Origin of the sequence: Ramlibacter sp. MMS24-I3-19, assembly GCF_050320135.1 — a bacterium.
Taxonomy (GTDB): domain Bacteria; phylum Pseudomonadota; class Gammaproteobacteria; order Burkholderiales; family Burkholderiaceae_C; genus Ramlibacter.
Genome location: NZ_CP190017.1, coordinates 4,255,832 through 4,272,587, shown reverse-complemented (window position 1 = coordinate 4,272,587; position 16,756 = coordinate 4,255,832). Strand labels below are relative to the sequence as shown.

Genomic DNA, 16,756 nt, shown 5'->3' with positions numbered 1-16,756 from the left:
CTGCGGAGAGTCCGCTCCTCTCGTCTGCACTCGGCCGCAGCTGTGCAGGCGGCAACAACGTTCCGGCAGAGCCTGAGCCGCCAACGAGCCCAGTCGAACCCAGTCGCTTCTCGTGTCAAGCCGGCCGCATGTGCCTGCCGATGAACCCGAGCACCTGCTCGTACCACGCCACCACGTTGCGGGGCTTGAGGATCCAGTGGTTCTCGTCGGGGAACACCACCAGTTCGCTGTCGACGCCGTGGTACTGCAGCGCCTCGAAGAGGTTCAGGCCCTCGCTGATGGGGCAGCGGTAGTCCTTCTCGCCATGGATGATGAGCGCAGGCGTCTTCCAGTTCGCGATGTGGCGGATCGGCGCGAAGCGGTCGTAGCCCGCGGGATCGGCATACGGGTTCTCGCCGCCCATCTCCAGGTACCACCAGGCCGGGTGGTCGGTGGTGCCGGTGAACGCCGCCATGGTGACGATGCTCGCGTGCGTGACCAGGCAGCGGAAGCGCTGTGTCTGCGTGCCGATCCAGTTGGTCATGTAGCCGCCGAAGCTGCCGCCCATGGCCATGATGCGGGTCCTGTCGACATCGGCGCGCTGCTCCAGCGCGTCGGTCACGGCCATCAGGTCGCGGTAGCACTGCGCGCCCCACACGTTGCCCCAGATGCCCTGCACGAAGTCCTGCCCGAAGCCGGTGGACCCGCGCGGATTGGGCTGCACGACCGTGTAGCCCTGCGCCACGGCAAGCAGCGCATTCCAGCGCCAGTGCCAGCCGTCGCCGCTCATGCCGATGGGGCCGCCGTGGATCCACAGCAGCACGGGCTTCTGCTTCACGCCGCCCTTCGGCCGCGTGATCCAGCTCTGGATCGTCGCGCCATCGGTCGATGTCGTCGTGATGCTCTCGGTCTCGGCCCACTCGGTGGCGGACGTGAAGTTGGAGAGTCGCGCGAGGCCGCGCGGTGATGCTTGCGGCTTCCCGTCGTACACGTGGCACTCGGGTGCATCGAGCAGCGTGGACCGGCTGCAGGCGAAGCCGCCCTGCGGCAGCGCGGTGACCTCGGCGTGCGCACCGCCGGCTTGCGACGACGTGAGCCGCTGCACCTGGCCACTGGCGATGTCGACGCTGAAGACGGGCAGCACGCCGCCGTCGTCGGCGGTCACCAGCAACTGCTTGCCGTCGACCGACCAGGCGCCGATGTTGGGCCAGCGGTCCCAGTCGGAGGCCAGTTCGCGCGCAGCGCTGTCGCCGGTGAACAGCACGATGCGCGGACGCACGACGAGCTGTGGTGAACGGGTGGAGCGCACGGCGGCCAGCGTCTTGCCATCGGGCGCGAAGTGCGGGTCTTCGGTGTTGGTGCAGGGTTTCTGCGGGAGCAGCACGTGGGTGCGGCGCGCAAGGTCGAAGACGGCCAGTGACGTGTCGTCCTCGCGGTCGTCGCCGGTGGTGCGCCACATGGCCACGGCGCGGCTGCCGTCGGCGGCGATGTCCAGTCGTGGCTCGATGTCGAACTCGCCGCGCACGTCGGGCGTGAGGTCGACGCGATCGCCTCCGGCCGCCGTGCACAGCACCAGGTGCGTGTGGGCGCGGTCCGCATCCTGGTGCAGCCAGTGGTCCCAGTGCCGCACCGGCTGCTTGCGGAAGGTGCGCACGCTGCTGCCCTTCTTCGCGCGCTCGGCGGCGGTCTCGCGCTGCTTGTCATGCGCCACGCTGGCCAGCACCGGCGCGAACAGCACGAGGCGATCGGCTTCGGCGGCGAAGCGGAAGGACTCGACCCCGAGCGGCTCGTCGGTCACCTGCTGCGCCTCGCCGCCCGCGGCGGGCAGCACCCACACCTGCATGCGCTTCCCGGCGTCCTCGTCGGGCTCGATCTCGTTCGGCTGCCGGTTGGAGAGGAACCCGAGCGCGCCGTCATGGCGGAAGCAGGGCGCGACGTCGTTGCTCTCGCCGCGCGTGAGCTGCGTTGCGGGACTGCCGTCGGTGGGGACCTTCCACAGGTCGGAGACGTACTTGATGCCGTCGCGATCGAGGCGCTGGACAGCGACGGCGAGCCATGTGCCGTCGGGTGAGGCGGCGATGCTGCCCACGCGACGTAGGCGGATGTGGGCTTCGACGGAGTAGGGAAGGGTGGGCATGGATGGAGGGCTGGAAGAGTGGCGGATTGTGGCAAACGGAAAAGCGCATGCGGAGCGGCATAGGGCGCGCGGATAGGCGCATGGAACGCACAGTTGCTTGCAACGTGTGACAGCATGCCCGAGCGGTCCTTGGCACACAGGAAGCTCGCGCTTCCGCGCGTCACAGGAGTCCCCATGAACGACCTCGTGCAACGACTGATCGACAAGACCGGCCTGTCCGAAGAGCAGGCCGCTTCCGCCGTGCAGGCAGTCGCCGGTTTCCTGAAGGAACGACTTCCCGCGCCCATCGCCGCGCAGGTGGAGAACGTGCTTGGCAGCGGCGCGGAGGCCGCCACGAGCGGCATCGGTGCCAGCCTGGGCGGCATGTTCGGCAAGGGTTGACCGCGCGCGAGCATCGATCAACCCTCGTGTCACTGCCGATATGCCCCTGCGTGCGCGGGGGCTGCCTATACTCGCCCAAATGACACCGATGGCCCGCCTCCACACCTGCTCCGCTGCTTCATGCCGCGTGGCGGTGCTGCGTGCGGCCCGTGCTTCCACCCTGCCGGACCTGCAGCGAACGCCTGCACATCCCTCCGCCCGGCGGTCCGCCTTCTCCCAGTAAGCGCAAACGATCGACCGCCGGGCCCGAGCCCTGCGCGTCCGGCGTGCCCGCAGCCCGGGCCGCCATTCCGATCGGAGTGCGTCCATGCATCCCTCTTCCGTTGCTGGCGATCGCCAGCTCACGTCGCTCGATTGCGCCCGGCTGCGCAAGCTGCGCTGCGCCTCGCACGATGACCTCGCCGCCTTGCTGGACGAGGCGGACGTGCTGCAGTCCGAAGCGATCCCGCCCGACGTGGTGACCATGCGGGCGACGGTGCTCCTCGAGCACCTGGACGGCGGCACCACGCAGCAGATCACCATCAGCTACCCGCAGGACGCCGATGCGGCCGCGGGACGCGTGTCCGTGCTCTCTCCCGTGGGCCTTGCGCTGCTGGGCCAGCGCGCGGGCGCCATTGCGCGCTGGAAGACGCCGGCGAACACCTGGGGCGCCGCGCGCATCGCCGCGGTGGTGTTCCAGCCGGAGGCGCACGGCGACTGCCTCGCGTAGTCGCCCGTCCGCCTCGGCCCGCGCGCACGCGCGGCGGTTCGCCATCTTCCGGAGCCACCCATGGAACCCACGTCGATCCTCGTTCTCACCGACCTCTCCGCGGCCGAAGACATGGCGGTGCAGCGCGCCTGCCTGCTGGCCACGCAGTACCGCCGCCGCCCGCAGGTGCGGCTGATGTTCCACGCGTCGCGGCGCGAGCCGGGCAGCCCGAACACTTCCCGGCGCCTCGCGCTCCTGGCGCGCAAGCTGCAGGCCAGCCTCGAGCTGGCCGTGACCTGCGTGCCCACGCGCCGCGGTCTCCTCGACGACGTGGCCGAGGCGGCCGCGAGGGCGGACCTGGTGGTGGCCTGCCTCCGCACGAGCGAGCGGCTGCAGGACCTGTTCACCGGCGGGCCCACGCTGGCGCTCCTGCGCCGGCTCGATCGCCCCGTGCTCGTGGTGCGCAAGCGCCCGCTCGCGAACTACCTGCGTGCGATCGCCGCCGTGGACCTCACGTCCGATGCCGAGCGGCTGGTGCAGGTCGCGCGCGCGCTGCAGCCGACGTGCAGCCTCGAGCTGTTCCACGCGGTGAGCACCAGCAACGAAAGCCGGCTGCGGCTCGCCGAAGCGCCCGAGCGCGCCGTGCGGCTGTACCGCCAGCAGTGCCTGGAGCGCGCCAATGCGCGCCTCGGGCTCCTGCGAGCCGGTGTGCACGACGGCGCGAACCCGGTGGGGATCGGCCTGGGGTTCGGCGACCCGGGGCGCCAGTTGCTGCTGCGGCAGGAAGGCCTGCGCGCCGACCTGCTGGTGGTGGGGCGGCGGCCACGCGGGGCCGTCGCCGACTTCTTCGCCGACAGCGTCTCCCGAGTGGTCCTGCACTGGGCCAGGAGCGACGTGCTGGTCATCCCGCAAGGCGCGGCACTGCGGGCAAAGCGGCTGTTGCGCAAGCGCCGGGTGCGAGCCGCCGCGGTGCCAAGGGGCCGGGGCGCTGCGGTGCGTGGCGGGCTGACGCCATGAAAGCCATGAGCATCGCAGAGGGCTGCAGAAGTTGGCGGATGGTGGGCGAGCCCTCGGACAGCCGGCTGCAGCGCGGGTGCTGAAGGGATGCATCCATCGAGAGATTCGGGTCAGAATTTCGAGTGCCTTCCAATCCACTCTGGTCTTGTGTTGGTTCGCGATTCCTTTGCGAGGAAGGTGAGGTCGACGTCAAGTGTCAGTAGACAGCGAGAAAAGATCAGGTCGCGCTCGGGCATGGCTCGTCCTTCCGGGTGCACTGCTATGCCTCCTGGGCGGGGCCTTGGCGGTGCTGGCCCTGATCCAGCACGTCGAGTTCGGAGCCAAGGCTTTCTGGTCCGGACATGCCGGCACCTTCATGCTCCTCGCGCTCGGCGGCCCGTTGCTCGCGCTGGGCGTGCTCGCCATCCGTTTCGGCTCCAGGCGGCCCGCGCAGTCGGTGCAGCAGGACATCTAGTCTCGTGTCGAGGAGGCCCCGCGGTGCGGTTCACACAACTTCCCGAATCGGCCAGCGAGCTGGTCACGCTGCGCCTGCTCACGCCCGCGGACATTCCCCAGTGGTTCGCGTACCTCACGATGCCGGTCGTCTTCGAGCACACCAGCTGGGACGTGCAGTCCCCGGCGGAGCTGGAGCGATACGCCGGCGCCTCCCAGGTGCCTTCCGCGCTGCTTCGCCTTTGCATCGCGGACCGGTCGACGGACCGGCTCGTTGGCACGATCGGATTCCATACGGTCTCCCCGGAGAATCGTTCGGCCGAACTCGCCTATGACCTGACGCCGCAATGGTGGGGGCAGGGCATCGCGAGCTCGATGTGTGCAGTCGTCGTGCAGTGGGCCCACCTGCATGTCGGGCTGCTTCGCGTCCAGGCCACGGTGCTCGAATCGAACACGCGCTCGATGGCGGTCCTGCAGCGAAATGGGTTCGACCGCGAGGGCCTGTTGCGCAGCTACAGGATGGTGCGCGGCCGACCGGGCGATTTCTGCATGTACTCGCATGTCCGCGATGCCCGCTGACTGATCGCACCCGCCCCGGACCAGAAGGAACACATGACCACGAATCCACTCCGCGGCTCCTGCCTCTGCGGCACCGTGCACTACACGGTCGAAGACGGCTTCCGCTACGCCCTGAACTGCCACTGCTCGCAATGCCGGCGCGCGACGGGTGCCGCATTCAAGCCGTTTGCCGGCATCGAGCGCAGCAAGCTCTCGCTGGCTGCGGGGCAGAGCGATGTGCTCCATTACGGCGATCCCGCGCAGGACCACGATGTGCGCTGCGGCAAGTGCGGGTCGCTGCTGTACTCGGTCGTGCGCGACGGCGCCTACGTGCACGTCACGCTGGGTACGCTGCTCGACCCGCCCTCCATCCGCCCGAGCGCGCACATCTTCGTCGGCTCCAAAGCGCCCTGGTTCACCATCACCGACGACCTGCCGCAGCACGAGGAGTTCGGCTGAGGGCAGGCGAGAATCCGCGCAGTTCCACTGCGGGAATCCACGTGACCATCGAACTGACGAAAGAGGTGAAGGCCCAGGCCGTCGCTTCCATCGAGCGCTACTTCCGCGAGAACATGGACGAGCCGATCGGCAACGTCGCGGCCGGCGGCCTGCTCGGGTTCTTCCTCGAGGAGATCGGCCCGGCCATCTACAACCGCGCGGTCGCCGACGTGCAGGAGCGCTTGCAGGCACGCGTGAGCGAGGTCGACCTCGAAGTGCACGAGGACGAGTTCCAGTACTGGCGCAAGCACGAGCGCCCGGCGAAGGGCCGCAAGTAGGGAGGCAAGGGCATGCTGTTCGCGGTTCTCTTCACCGACAAGCCAGGCCATGGTCCGCTGCGCGCCGAGCACCTGCAGGCGCATGTCGACTGGGTCGCGCAGCACCAGGACATGGTGCTGGTGGCCGGGTCGCTTCGCAACGAGCCGTCCGACGTGCCCCGCGGCGGGCTGTGGATCGTCGAGGCACCGTCGAAGGACGTGGTGCACGCGCTGATGCGCACCGACCCGTTCTGGACCTGCGGCCTGCGCCAGGGCGTCGAGGTGTTGCACTGGCGCAAGGCGTTGGACCAGCAGGTCCTGGTGTAGATCGCGTGCGGCGTGCGCCCCGGCCGTGCCACGCGGCCGGTCTATGCTGCGCGCTCCCCGAACCCGAAAGGATCCACCATGCCCACCGGAACCGTCCGCCTTCACCGCGTGCTGCGCGCGCCGCCCGACAAGCTCTATCGCGCGTTCCTCGAGCCCGACGCGCTGTCCAAGTGGCTGCCGCCGTACGGCTTCACCTGCAAGGTGCACGAGCTGGACGCGCGCGTGGGCGGCAACCATCGCGCGACGTTTACCAACTTCACCACCGGCGGCAGCCACTCGTTCGGCGGCGTCTACCGCGACCTGGTGCCGGGCCAGTTGATCCGCTACACCGACCGCTTCGACGATCCCAACCTGCCCGGCGAGATGGTGTGCACCGTCACGCTTAAGGCGGTGTTGGGCGGCACCGACGTCTCCATCGTGCAGGAGGGCGTGCCCGAGGTCATCCCGCTGGAGATGTGCTACCTGGGCTGGCAGGAATCGCTCGAACAGCTGGCGCGGCTGGTCGAGCCGAACATCCAGGACTGACCGGGCGGGACTTGTCATTCCCGCGAAGGCGGGAATCCACGGCTTCCGTGTTCAGCGGATCTCGACGTGGAAGCTTTGGGTCCCCGCCTCCGCGGGGACGACACAGACTCCTGTCCTGACCATCACACGCAGCTGGTCCCCTGGGCCCACAGGTTGGGCGTCCACTCCGGCGGGCTGTTCTCGTTCCAGACCGAAGCCGACAACGGCGTCGCCGTGTAGAGCGTGCCGTTGCGGGAGACCTGGGCGCCCGGCAGGTAGTGCGTGCTGCCGTTCCAGGCCGGCGCGCTGCAGGACTGGGGCGCCGGCGTGGGTGCGGGCGTCGGTGCCGGCGTGGGCGCCGGGGTCGGTGCAGGAGCCGGCGCCGGGCCGCAGTTCGTGACGGCCCACAGGTTGGGCGTCCACTCCGGCGGGCTGTTCACGTTCCAGGTCGAATTGGACGCCAGCGTCGCCGTGTACAGCGTGCCATTGCGCAGCACCTGGTCGCCGCCGAAGTAGCGCGTGCTGCCGTTCCAGGCCGCCGCCGTGCAGGACTGGGGCGCAGGCGTCGGGGCAGGGGTCGGCGCCGGTGTGGGAGCGGGTGTCGGTGCAGGTGTGGGAGCGGGTGTCGGTGCAGGCGTGGGAGCGGGCGTGGGGGCAGGTGTCGGCGCCGGCGTCGGCGCGGGCGTCGGCGCCGGCGTTGGAGCAGGCGTTGGAGCAGGCGTTGGAGCAGGCGTCGGTGCCGGCGTCGGTGCCGGCGTCGGAGCGGGGGTCGGTGCCGGCGTCGGCGCAGGTGTTGGTGCCGGCGTGGGGGCAGGCGTCGGTGCGGGCGCGCTGCAGGTCGTGACGGACCAGTAGGTGGGCGTCCACTCGGGCGCGCTGTTCACGTTCCACACCGAGGCCGACAGCGGGGTGGCCACGTACATCACGCCGTTGCGCATCACGAGGTCGCCCGGCATGTAGCGCGTGGTGCCGTTCCAGGCCGGCGCGGTGCAGACGGGCGCAGGCGTCGGTGCGGGCGTGGGCGCGGGTGTCGGCGCAGGCGTGGGGGCCGGGCTCGGTGCCGGCGTCGGAGCCGGGCTGGGAGCAGGAGTGGGTGCAGGGCTCGGCGCCGGGGTCGGTGCCGGGGTCGGTGCCGGAGTCGGCGCCGGCGTCGGTGCAGGCGTTGGCGCCGACGCAGTGCAGCTCGCGTGGGCCCACAGGTTGGGCGTCCATTCCGGCGGGCTGTTCTCGTTCCACACCGTGCCCGACAGCGGTGTCGCCACGTAGACGATGCCCAGCCGCGTGACCATGTCGCCCGGCAGGTAGTGCTTGGAGCCGATCCACTCCGGCGCGGTGCAGGACGGTGCGGGGGCCGGCGTCGGCGCGGGCGTGGGGGCAGGGCTGGGAGCGGGCGACGAACTGGTGACCGTGGCGAGTGCCTCGCTCGACTTCGCACTCTCGCCCTGCGCATTGACCGCTGCCACGCGGTAGTAGTACGTCCCCGCGCCCAGGCCCGTGTCGGCGAACGAGGTTGCCGTGATGCCCGTGCGATATGGCTGCGCGGCCTCGCCGCCCGCGACAGTGCCGCGGTACACGTTGTACGAGGTCGCACCGCTCACCGCCGACCACGACAGGTCCACGCGCTGCGTGCCACCGGTGGCCTGCACGTTGGCCGGGGGCGCGAGGCCGCCGCCTGCAAAGCGCGTGAGCACGTTGCGGGTCACCTGCTGCACGGCGGCATCCACCAGGCCATTGCCGCTGTAGTCGTCCAGGCCCCAGCTCCACTGGATGGTGCCGGTGGAGAACACCACCGCGCCGGACGGATGCGTGTACGTCACCATGTTCGAGTTGCCGAACGGGTCGGGCGACGTGGCCAGGACCTCCAGTCCCGCGGGCGAGTAGCCGTTGTCGAACACGGCGTCGGTCTCGTACCCGAGCAGCCCGCGGAAGCGCGTGCCGTTCACGACTCCGGTGTTGCGAAACACCCAGTGCGACGCGTTGGACACCACCACGTCGCCGTTGACCGGATCGCCGTGGTACATGACCCCCATCAGGCTGTTCTCCGGCTGCGCGACCGGATCGTTGACGCCGAACTTCTCGTTCAGATCGCGCCAGCGGACGGTGAGGTACTTGTCGTTGGACGGATCGCCGTCCAGGAAATACGGGTCCTCGTTCCGGGCGAAATCCTTGTAGCCCACGATGGTCCGGTAGGGATCGCCGTCGCGCCCGTTCTCCAGCCGGATCTGCCAGAAGGTCTGGTTGCCGGAGAAGAAGCCCAGGTGCACGCCGTTCGCACGCGCCGTCTGCACGCCGGCACGCATCTCATACGACCAGTACTCGTCGTGCCCCGCCACCAGGAACGCGCGGTGCTGCAGCAGCCTGCCCGGGTCGCGGTGCACGTCGATGTTGGTGATGTAGCTGACGTCGTAGCCTTCGCGCTCGAGGAAGCGAACGAAGTTGATCTCGTAGTTCATCACCTGGCCGGCGCCGGTGTCCGCGTAGGCCTGGCGCTTGTACGGGCGGTTGAACGAGACCTTGCGGGCGGGGCTGCCGGTGCTGTTGAACAGGTACAGCGACTTGCCGCCCCAGTTGTTGTAGGCCTGGGCGGTGGTGACGGCGCTCTGGAAGACGTAGGGCGACGTCGACGAGTCGTCGCGCACCCAGAACATGATGTAGCTCTCGGTGCCCGAACTCGGCGTGAGCTTGGCCAGGTACAGGCCCGTGGCCCAGTCGGTCTTGTCGCTGCTGTTCGGGATGGTGAGCCGGTACGACTCGGCCCAGTTCGCCTCGATGAGCCCGGTGGTCGCATCGGGCGAGGGCATCGGCTGCTGCTGGCCCTGCAGCGTCACCGACATCATCCGCCGGCCGCCGGCACCGCCGTACCAGCCCAGCCGGTAGATGGTCATCGTGTAGCTCGGCGCGGCACTGCTGACGAAGAAGCGGATCGTGCCGCCGCGGTTCACGCTGGTGGCCGAGGCATAGCCCTCGACCGTCGGCGAGTCCGACGTGGACGTCAGCTCCCAACTGCCGTCGCCGGGTTTGGCGTTCTCCTGCTGGATGACGTTCTGGCCCCAGGCGCTGGTGCCCATGACGAGCCAGAAGGCCCCGATGCGGATCTTCGCGAAGCCCTTGTTTTTCGCCACGTCTTGTCTCCCTGCTGCCGACTCTTGCCCGCGCTCGTGGCGCGGCTGTTGGCCCATTCTGGAATGCACGAGGCACGCGCAGAAATTGTTTCTCGCATGAGCTGTGCCGTTTAGGCCTCAAGCATTCGTCGCTTCACGACATTGCTGGTCGGGGTGCGTGGGGATCCACCGATTGACGCCGGCACGGCTCAGCCATTGAATGCGCACTCCAACCAACACAGGGAGTGCATTGCGATGAGGACGATGAGAACGGGCGTTCTGGCCCTGGCCGTGGCCGCAGCGGTGGCCGGCTGCGCAACCCCGCGCGGGGGCGACGGCTGGCAGACGCTGATCGATGGCGGCAAGGGCCTTGACAACTTCGACCGCCTGGGCACGGCCAACTGGCGCGCGGAACCCGACGCGCTGGTGGCCGACAGCCGCGTGGGCACCGAGCCCACCAACTACCTCGCCACGCACGAGCGCTACAAGGACTTCCAGCTGCGGGCCGAGTTCTGGGTCAGCGACGACGCGAACTCCGGGGTGTACATGCGCTGCTCGGAGGTGCGCCCGATGACCGACCGCACCTGCCACGAAGCCAACATCTTCGACAAGCGTCCGGACCCGAGCTACGCCACCGGCGCCATCGTCTGGCTGGTCAAGGCGCCCACGCCGGTGCCGCACACCGGCGGAAAGTGGAACACGATGGAGATCACCGCGAAGGGCAAGCAGATCAAGGTGGTGCTCAATGGCGTCACCACCGCCGAGACCAACGAGGCGCGCGACAACGCCGGCGTCATCGGCCTGCAGTACGCCGGTGGCACGGTGAAGTTCAGGAAGCTGCAGATCCGCCCGCTCTGACCGGTGCCGCGTCGCTGCGTGCGCGTGTAGGCGGTCGCCTGCACACCGCACGCGGCGCAGTCGGTCACCCGCCATGCCGGGGTGCGCCCACGATGCCGCGGGTGACACCTGCGGCCCGCGAGCTCCTCGACCTGGCGCTGCCGGCGCTGCGCGACCACGCCATCGTCCTGCTCGATGTGGATGGCGTCATCGTGGGCTGGCTGGGCGGCGCCGAGCGCATCTTCGGCTACGGTGCCGACGAGATCGTCGGCCGCCACGTCTCGGCGTTGTTCGCGCCCGAAGACGTTGCGCGCACCCTCGACGTCCACGAGCTGGAGGTCGCGCGCCGTGACAGTGATTCGCAGGACGACCGCTGGCACATGCGCAAGGACGGCACACGCATCTGGATCACGGGGACAGTCACCGCCGTGCGCGACGCCAGCGGCCTGCGCGGCTACATCAAGCTCATGCGCGACCGCACCGACCTGCGCATCAACGCGGAGAACCGCGCCAACCACCTCGACGCCGCGGACGACGCGCTGGGGCGCACGCACCGGTTCCTGCAGACGCTCGGGCACGAGCTGCGCAATCCGCTGGCGCCGATCAAGAACGCGGCGTACATCGCGCGCCGCGGCTCCGCCGATCCGCGCGTGCGGAAGGCGGCCGACACCATCCTGGCGCAGGTCGACGTGCTGGAGCGGCTCACCAGCGACCTGATGGACGTGTCGCGGCTGCAGCATCGCAAGCTCGACCTGCAGCTATCCGAGTTCGACGTCCGTGCGCTGCTGGAAGACGAGGCGGCGGGGCAGCGCCTTCCGGCCACCGCCAAGGACATCCGGCTGGAGGCGGTGCTGCCCAGCCAGCCGCTGCCGCTGGTGGCCGATGCCAGCCGCGTGCGGCAGGCCGTGTCCAACCTCCTGGTCAACGCGATCAAGTACACGCCGGCCGGTGGCACCGTGTGGCTGAAGGCGACCCAGGAGGCGCAGGACATCGTCATCCGCGTGCAGGACACCGGCATCGGCATCGCGCCCGACGTGCTGCCGCGGATCTTCGAACTGTTCACGCAGGAGGTGCGGGCCAGCGACCTGGTGCCGGGAGGGCTCGGCGTGGGGCTGGCGATCGTCGCGCAGATCGCCGAACTGCACGGCGGGGTGGCGCAGGCGCGCAGCGCCGGCGCCGGTAAGGGCGCCGAATTCACGCTGCGCATTCCGCGCGGCGGGCCCGGCGCCGCAGGCCCCAAGGGCGTGGCCGGTTGACCTGCGCAGGAAGGCAACGCGCTGCATGGCCTGTTGTGAGCGAGCGTTACACTCGCCGAACCACCTGTGGCCATCCGGGCACCCGCCCTTCGCAGAGTTGGCCTATCCATGCGAATTTCCAACCCGAGCCGTCGCTTGCCTCGCGTCGCTTCCGGACTGAACAGGTCGGGAGGCCATTGATGCGCAACGACCCCGGCTCGCCACACGATCCGTCGATCTCCGATCTGGCGTCGAGATTGCGGGCTGCCGAGGAAGCGATCCGCGCCCGCGACGATTTCATCGCCGTGGCGGCGCATGAACTGCGCTCGCCGATGAATGCGCTGGCACTGCAGGTCGCGGTGCTCGAACACATGGCCGACAAGACCGGCGGCCCCGTCGCCGACGAGGTGCGCCGGCTGCGGCGTACCCTGGAGCGCTACGTCAGGCGCGCGACGGTGCTGCTGGACGTCACGCGCATCAACGCCGGCGAACTGAAGCTGGCCTGCCGGCCGGTGGACGTGCGCGAGCTGGTGGACACCGTCGTGGCCACGCACGCGGGCGAGGCCGCATTCCATGGCTGCCGCCTGGACGCGCGCGTCGACGGTCGCATCACCGGCCACTGGGACACGCACATGGTCGAGCAGATCCTGGACAACCTGGTCAATAACGCCATCAAGTACGGCGGCGGCCATCCGGTGGAGGTGAGCGCCGTCCGCCACGGCGACGAGGTGCGCCTCCAGGTCACCGACCACGGCCCGGGCATCGACGAGCAGCAGCGCGCCAAGATCTTCGAGAAGTTCGAGCGGGTGGTCAGCACGTCGGCCTACCAGAGCGGCTTCGGCCTCGGTCTGTGGATCGTCGGGCGCATGGTCGCGGCCCACCACGGCCGCGTCGACGTCCAGGCCGGCCCGCAAGGCGGCACCGTCTTCGGCGTCACGCTGCCGGTCGACGCCGAAGCCGCGATTTCCAAGGATTCCCCGTGAACGCACCAGCCGACCATGCTCCCCCTTGCCGCGCATCGAGAGCGGCGTCCCGGGCTTCGACGAGGTCACCGGCGGCGGCTTCCTGAAGTCGGGGGTCTACATCCTGCAGGGCTCGCCCGGCGCGGGCAAGACGATCCTGGCCAACCAGATCTGCCATGCGCATGCAGCGGCCGGAGGCCGGGTGGTGTACGTCACCTTGCTGGCCGAGTCGCATGCGCGCCTGCTGCAGCACATGCAGTCGTTCTCGTTCTTCGCCATCGAGTCGCTGGCCGACCGCGTGCACTACATCAGCGCGTTCGACGCGTTGAAGACGCAGGGCCTGGCGGGCGTGGTGAACCTGCTGCGCGGCGAGATGCGGGCCCACAACGCGGGCATCCTGGTGCTCGATGGCCTGGTGATGGCCGCGGGCGCGGCGTCGTCGGACGAGGAGCTCAAACTGTTCGTCAGCGACCTGCAGGCGCATTCCACGCTGACCGGCTGCACCACGCTGCTGCTCACCAGCGACGATGCGGATCGTCCGGTGTCGGCCGAGCAGACGATGGTCGACGGCATCCTGCTGCTGCGCGAGCACGCGTTCGGGCCGCGCCGCGAGCGCAACATCGAGGTGGTCAAGTTCCGCGGCAGCGCCACGCTGCGCGGCAACCACGCGTTCCGCATCGGCGACCACGGCATCGTCGTGTACCCGCGGCTCGAAGCGGCGCGGCGCCTGCATTTCGACGACATGGTGCAGCAGGATGGCGTGTCCTCGGGCATCGCGGGCCTGGACCGCATGTTCGACATCGGCGGCTATGCGCGCGGCAGCGTCACGGCCGTCTGCGGACCATCCGGCAGCGGCAAGACCTCCCTCGCCTTGCACTTCGCCACCCAGGCCAGTGCGCAGGAGAAGGCGCTGTTCTTCACCTTCTACGAGTCGCCCGAGTTCCTCGCCCGCATCGCGCGCATCCAGGGACTCGACGTCAGCCGCGTCTTTGACACCGGCGCGCTCGAGGTGATGTGGCAGCCGTTCGGCGAGAACCTGCTCGACGCGCTGGCCTACGACCTGCTGCGGCGCGTGGCCGTCACGGGCGCGAAGCGGCTCGTCATCGACAGCGTCGGCGGATTCGTCGCCGCGCCTGCGTTCGGGGACCGCGGGGACCCTTTCCTCGCGGCGCTGACGAACGAGCTGCGCCGTCTCGGCGTGACCACGCTCGTGACGGTGGAGGAGCCCTCGCCGGGTCACCGGTTGCCGACCGACATCGCCACCATGTCCGCCCTGGCCGACACGGTGATCAACCTGGACTGCGTGCGAGTCCAGCAGGTGCAGCGCAACGTCTGGATCGGCAAGAGCCGCGTGAGCCGCTGCGATCCCGCGATGCGGCGCATCACCCTTGGCGACGCCGGCCTGGAGGTGCGCGATGGTATTGCGCGCGGCGGGGACGCCGCGTGACCCAGCGGCGCGTCCTGCTGGTCGACGACGAGATCTCCGGCGCCCAGGTGCTGGGGATGATCCTCGCCGAGCAGGGTTACCTGGTCACGGTGGTTGGCGATGGCCGCCAGGCGCTCGCGCGGCTGGAGGAGGCCGCGCCCGACGTGCTGGTCACCGACTTCATGATGCCCTTCATGAACGGGGCCGACCTGGTGCGGGCCGTGCGCGAGCAGCCCGCGTTCGCGAAGCTGCCGGTGCTGGTGATCAGCGGCGCGCCCGAGGCAGCGCTGCGCAGCTACCAGCTCGGCTACCAGGCCTTCCTGCGCAAGCCGTTCGGCTTCGACGCCTTCGTCGAAGCCGTGCGGCGGCTGATGCCGGCCTAGGGCCGGAGCTCCCTCAGCAGCTCACCTTGCTCCAGTAGGTCGGGGTCCACTCCGGCGGGCTGTACACGTTCCACACCGTCGCGGAGAGCGGCGTCGCCACGTACACGATGCCGTAGCGCAGCACGCGGTCGCCCGGCATGTAGCGCGTCGTCGTGTTCCAGGCCGGCGCGCTGGTGCAGCTGGGCGCTGGTGTCGGCGCTGGTGTCGGAGCCGGCGTGGGTGCCGGGGTCGGTGCGGGCGTCGGGGCTGGCGTGGGCGCCGGCGTCGGCGCGGGCGCTGGCGAGGGCGCGCTGCACGTCGTCACCGACCAGTAGGTCGGTGTCCATTCCGGCGGGCTGTACACGTTCCACACCGTCGCCGACAGCGGCGTCGCCACGTACATCACGCCATTGCGCATGACCCGGTCGCCGGGCATGTAGCGGGTGGTCGTGTTCCAGGCCGGCGCGGTGCACGTGGGCGCCGGAGCGGGCGTCGGCGCCGGTGTCGGCGCGGGTGTCGGGGCTGGCGTGGGAGCCGGTGTCGGTGCGGGCGTGGGTGCGGGGCTCGGAGCCGGCGTGGGCGCGGGCGTGGGAGCCGGGGTCGGAGCTGGCGTCGGCGCGGGCGCAGGCGCGGCCCCGACGCGGCCGGTGTAGAGCAGTCCCGTGGTGCCCGTGTCGAAGGCGCCGGCCAGCACGGCCAGCCGGTCGGCTGTCGCGCTCATCGCGATGCTGCGCCAGTTGGTGTCGCTGCCCGGCATGCCGAGCGCCGCGAAGCTCGCGCCGGCATCGGTGGAGAGCAGCACACGGCCTGCCGTGCCGTTCGAGTTGGACACGCTCGCCGCGATGGTCCTGCCATCGGCCGAGACAGCGAGGCCGGTGTAGTCGGCGGTCAGCGTGAAGCCGCGGTTCCACGTCCCACCCCCATCGCGGGAGACGAAGATGCCGCTGCCAGGGCCGCCGCCGAAGCTGTTGGCGACCACGGCGATGGTGCTGCCGTCGGCCGACAGCTTGACGCGGTACCAGTGCTCGGTGACGGCGGCCGCGGGCGCGCCGATGGCGACGGTGAGCGGCACCCACGAAGCGCCGGCGTTGGTCGAGCGGTAGATCTCGCCGTTGTGCGAGACCGCCACCAGCACGGTGCCGTCGGCGGAGCCGTCGATCCAGCGCCACCAGCGCTCCTGCGGTGCATCGGGCAGCACGCCGCGCGACCACGTGGCGCCGCCGTCGGCGCTGAGCAGGATCGGGCCGTTCTGCACCACGACGGCGATGCGGCTGCCGTCCTGCGACATCGTCACCGCCTCGAACGCGACGCCGCCGGCGACGTTCACCAGCGGGCTGCTGGTGACGCGCGTCCAGCTCGCGCCGCGGTTGGTGCTCATGTACATGCCGCCCTGGTACTGCAACGCGACGATCCGGCTGCCATCGCGCGAGATGGCGCTGGAGATCCAGACGCCCGATGGACTGTTCCCGGTGGTCCAGGTCGCGCCGCCGTCGCTGGAGGTGTGGACGAAGCCGGTGGGCGCCTCGCCCGCGACCAGCACGTCGCCGCCCGCGTTGGTCGAGAGCGAATGCCAGACCCGCGGCGTGGGATCGGCCAGCGTCCAGCTGATCGTCGGCGCCACGGTGGCGGCGATGGATGCGGTCTGGACCGTGGTCGGGACCGTGGCCTGGACGGCGGTGGTTCCCGGCGCCGGTGCTGCCGTCAGCGGCACGGAACCATCGTCGCCACCACCACCGCCACAGGCGCTCAACCAGAGCGCCGCGACGGCCGCGGTCAGGCGCAATCTCGACGGGGGGTTCGTTCGCACAGTTTGTCTCCTCCTGCGGAACCGTTCCCGCACAGCGCGCAAGCAGAGCATTTGCCGACAGCCTCCAGGTTTTGCTGAACGCAACTTCCGTGAAGGCGAGCAGTTCGTTACCGGATGACCTCGCGGCAATCCGCAAGCGCGCCACGCATGGGCACGCGCGGTCCAGTTAGGATGCGGCGCCCATGCCCACCCGACGCCAGACCCTCGCCTCGCTGCTCGCCGGCGTTGCCGCCACTGCCTGCACCACC

Annotated in this window: 17 protein-coding genes; 14 read left to right on the top strand and 3 right to left on the bottom strand. The window is 70.0% G+C overall.

Annotated elements, in window-relative coordinates; genetic code table 11:
* Positions 1-115 precede the first annotated feature (115 nt).
* Entirely contained in the window at positions 116-2,116 is a 2,001-nt protein-coding gene (locus tag ACPWT1_RS21190) for a prolyl oligopeptidase family serine peptidase (protein ID WP_427913105.1), read from the bottom strand.
* A gap of 174 nt (positions 2,117-2,290) precedes the next feature.
* Here ACPWT1_RS21190 and ACPWT1_RS21185 point away from each other — a divergent pair, with 174 nt between their 5' ends.
* The 9 genes from ACPWT1_RS21185 to ACPWT1_RS21145 all read left to right on the top strand — a co-directional run bounded on the left by ACPWT1_RS21185 (position 2,291) and on the right by ACPWT1_RS21145 (position 6,799).
* A complete protein-coding gene (locus tag ACPWT1_RS21185) occupies positions 2,291-2,497 on the top strand; it encodes a hypothetical protein (protein WP_427913104.1) in 207 nt (68 codons plus the stop codon).
* 307 nt (positions 2,498-2,804) lie between these two features.
* Complete coding sequence (locus tag ACPWT1_RS21180) at positions 2,805-3,206, top strand: GreA/GreB family elongation factor (RefSeq protein ID WP_427913103.1); 402 nt, start codon at positions 2,805-2,807, stop codon at positions 3,204-3,206.
* A gap of 60 nt (positions 3,207-3,266) precedes the next feature.
* The gene (locus ACPWT1_RS21175) at positions 3,267-4,202 is read left to right on the top strand and encodes a universal stress protein (RefSeq protein WP_427913102.1); all 936 of its coding nucleotides are present in this window, start codon (positions 3,267-3,269) and stop codon (positions 4,200-4,202) included.
* A 280-nt stretch (positions 4,203-4,482) separates the two neighbouring features.
* Entirely contained in the window at positions 4,483-4,656 is a 174-nt protein-coding gene (locus tag ACPWT1_RS21170) for a hypothetical protein (RefSeq protein ID WP_427913101.1), read from the top strand.
* 23 nt (positions 4,657-4,679) lie between these two features.
* The gene (locus tag ACPWT1_RS21165; protein WP_427913100.1) at positions 4,680-5,213 is read left to right on the top strand and encodes a GNAT family N-acetyltransferase; all 534 of its coding nucleotides are present in this window, start codon (positions 4,680-4,682) and stop codon (positions 5,211-5,213) included.
* Positions 5,214-5,246: 33 nt separating this feature from the next.
* Positions 5,247-5,651 (top strand): GFA family protein, encoded by a 405-nt coding sequence (locus ACPWT1_RS21160; RefSeq protein WP_427913099.1) that lies wholly within the window; start codon positions 5,247-5,249, stop codon positions 5,649-5,651.
* A gap of 41 nt (positions 5,652-5,692) precedes the next feature.
* Entirely contained in the window at positions 5,693-5,968 is a 276-nt protein-coding gene (locus ACPWT1_RS21155; RefSeq protein WP_427913098.1) for a DUF2164 domain-containing protein, read from the top strand.
* Positions 5,969-5,980: 12 nt separating this feature from the next.
* Entirely contained in the window at positions 5,981-6,274 is a 294-nt protein-coding gene (locus tag ACPWT1_RS21150) for a YciI family protein (RefSeq protein WP_427913097.1), read from the top strand.
* A gap of 78 nt (positions 6,275-6,352) precedes the next feature.
* Positions 6,353-6,799 carry an SRPBCC family protein gene (locus tag ACPWT1_RS21145; RefSeq protein WP_427913096.1) on the top strand — a complete coding sequence of 149 codons (447 nt, stop codon included), beginning with the start codon at positions 6,353-6,355 and terminating at the stop codon, positions 6,797-6,799.
* Positions 6,800-6,921: 122 nt separating this feature from the next.
* On the opposite strand, the gene ACPWT1_RS21140 is transcribed toward ACPWT1_RS21145, so the two are convergent.
* The gene (locus ACPWT1_RS21140; RefSeq protein WP_427913095.1) at positions 6,922-9,900 is read right to left on the bottom strand and encodes a N,N-dimethylformamidase beta subunit family domain-containing protein; all 2,979 of its coding nucleotides are present in this window, start codon (positions 9,898-9,900) and stop codon (positions 6,922-6,924) included.
* Between the two features lie 243 nt (positions 9,901-10,143).
* Here ACPWT1_RS21140 and ACPWT1_RS21135 point away from each other — a divergent pair, with 243 nt between their 5' ends.
* The 5 genes from ACPWT1_RS21135 (at position 10,144) to ACPWT1_RS21115 (ending at position 14,722) form a co-directional block, all read left to right on the top strand.
* Positions 10,144-10,737, top strand: a complete 594-nt coding sequence (locus ACPWT1_RS21135; protein WP_427913094.1) for a 3-keto-disaccharide hydrolase — start codon at positions 10,144-10,146, stop codon at positions 10,735-10,737.
* 101 nt (positions 10,738-10,838) lie between these two features.
* The gene (locus tag ACPWT1_RS21130; protein WP_427913093.1) at positions 10,839-11,972 is read left to right on the top strand and encodes a PAS domain-containing sensor histidine kinase; all 1,134 of its coding nucleotides are present in this window, start codon (positions 10,839-10,841) and stop codon (positions 11,970-11,972) included.
* Between the two features lie 179 nt (positions 11,973-12,151).
* A complete protein-coding gene (locus ACPWT1_RS21125; protein WP_427913092.1) occupies positions 12,152-12,934 on the top strand; it encodes a sensor histidine kinase in 783 nt (260 codons plus the stop codon).
* A gap of 25 nt (positions 12,935-12,959) precedes the next feature.
* Positions 12,960-14,360: an RAD55 family ATPase gene (locus ACPWT1_RS21120; protein ID WP_427913091.1), complete on the top strand. Its 1,401-nt coding sequence runs from the start codon at positions 12,960-12,962 to the stop codon at positions 14,358-14,360.
* Positions 14,357-14,722: a response regulator gene (locus tag ACPWT1_RS21115; RefSeq protein ID WP_427913090.1), complete on the top strand. Its 366-nt coding sequence runs from the start codon at positions 14,357-14,359 to the stop codon at positions 14,720-14,722. The genes ACPWT1_RS21120 and ACPWT1_RS21115 overlap by 4 nt, the downstream gene beginning before the upstream one ends.
* 13 nt (positions 14,723-14,735) lie before the next feature.
* Here ACPWT1_RS21115 and ACPWT1_RS21110 read toward each other — a convergent pair whose 3' ends face one another.
* Positions 14,736-16,508, bottom strand: a complete 1,773-nt coding sequence (locus tag ACPWT1_RS21110; protein WP_427913089.1) for a hypothetical protein — start codon at positions 16,506-16,508, stop codon at positions 14,736-14,738.
* Positions 16,509-16,756: the final 248 nt, after the last annotated feature.

What these genes read in the sequence shown, in the direction of transcription:
- ACPWT1_RS21190 (WP_427913105.1), bottom strand. Translation starts at nt 2,116, where the DNA reads ATGCCCACCCTTCCCTACTCCGTCGAAGCCCACATCCGCCTACGTCGC.
- ACPWT1_RS21185 (WP_427913104.1), top strand. Translation starts at nt 2,291, where the DNA reads ATGAACGACCTCGTGCAACGACTGATCGACAAGACCGGCCTGTCCGAA.
- ACPWT1_RS21180 (WP_427913103.1), top strand. Translation starts at nt 2,805, where the DNA reads ATGCATCCCTCTTCCGTTGCTGGCGATCGCCAGCTCACGTCGCTCGAT.
- ACPWT1_RS21175 (WP_427913102.1), top strand. Translation starts at nt 3,267, where the DNA reads ATGGAACCCACGTCGATCCTCGTTCTCACCGACCTCTCCGCGGCCGAA.
- ACPWT1_RS21160 (WP_427913099.1), top strand. Translation starts at nt 5,247, where the DNA reads ATGACCACGAATCCACTCCGCGGCTCCTGCCTCTGCGGCACCGTGCAC.
- ACPWT1_RS21150 (WP_427913097.1), top strand. Translation starts at nt 5,981, where the DNA reads ATGCTGTTCGCGGTTCTCTTCACCGACAAGCCAGGCCATGGTCCGCTG.
- ACPWT1_RS21145 (WP_427913096.1), top strand. Translation starts at nt 6,353, where the DNA reads ATGCCCACCGGAACCGTCCGCCTTCACCGCGTGCTGCGCGCGCCGCCC.
- ACPWT1_RS21135 (WP_427913094.1), top strand. Translation starts at nt 10,144, where the DNA reads ATGAGAACGGGCGTTCTGGCCCTGGCCGTGGCCGCAGCGGTGGCCGGC.
- ACPWT1_RS21125 (WP_427913092.1), top strand. Translation starts at nt 12,152, where the DNA reads ATGCGCAACGACCCCGGCTCGCCACACGATCCGTCGATCTCCGATCTG.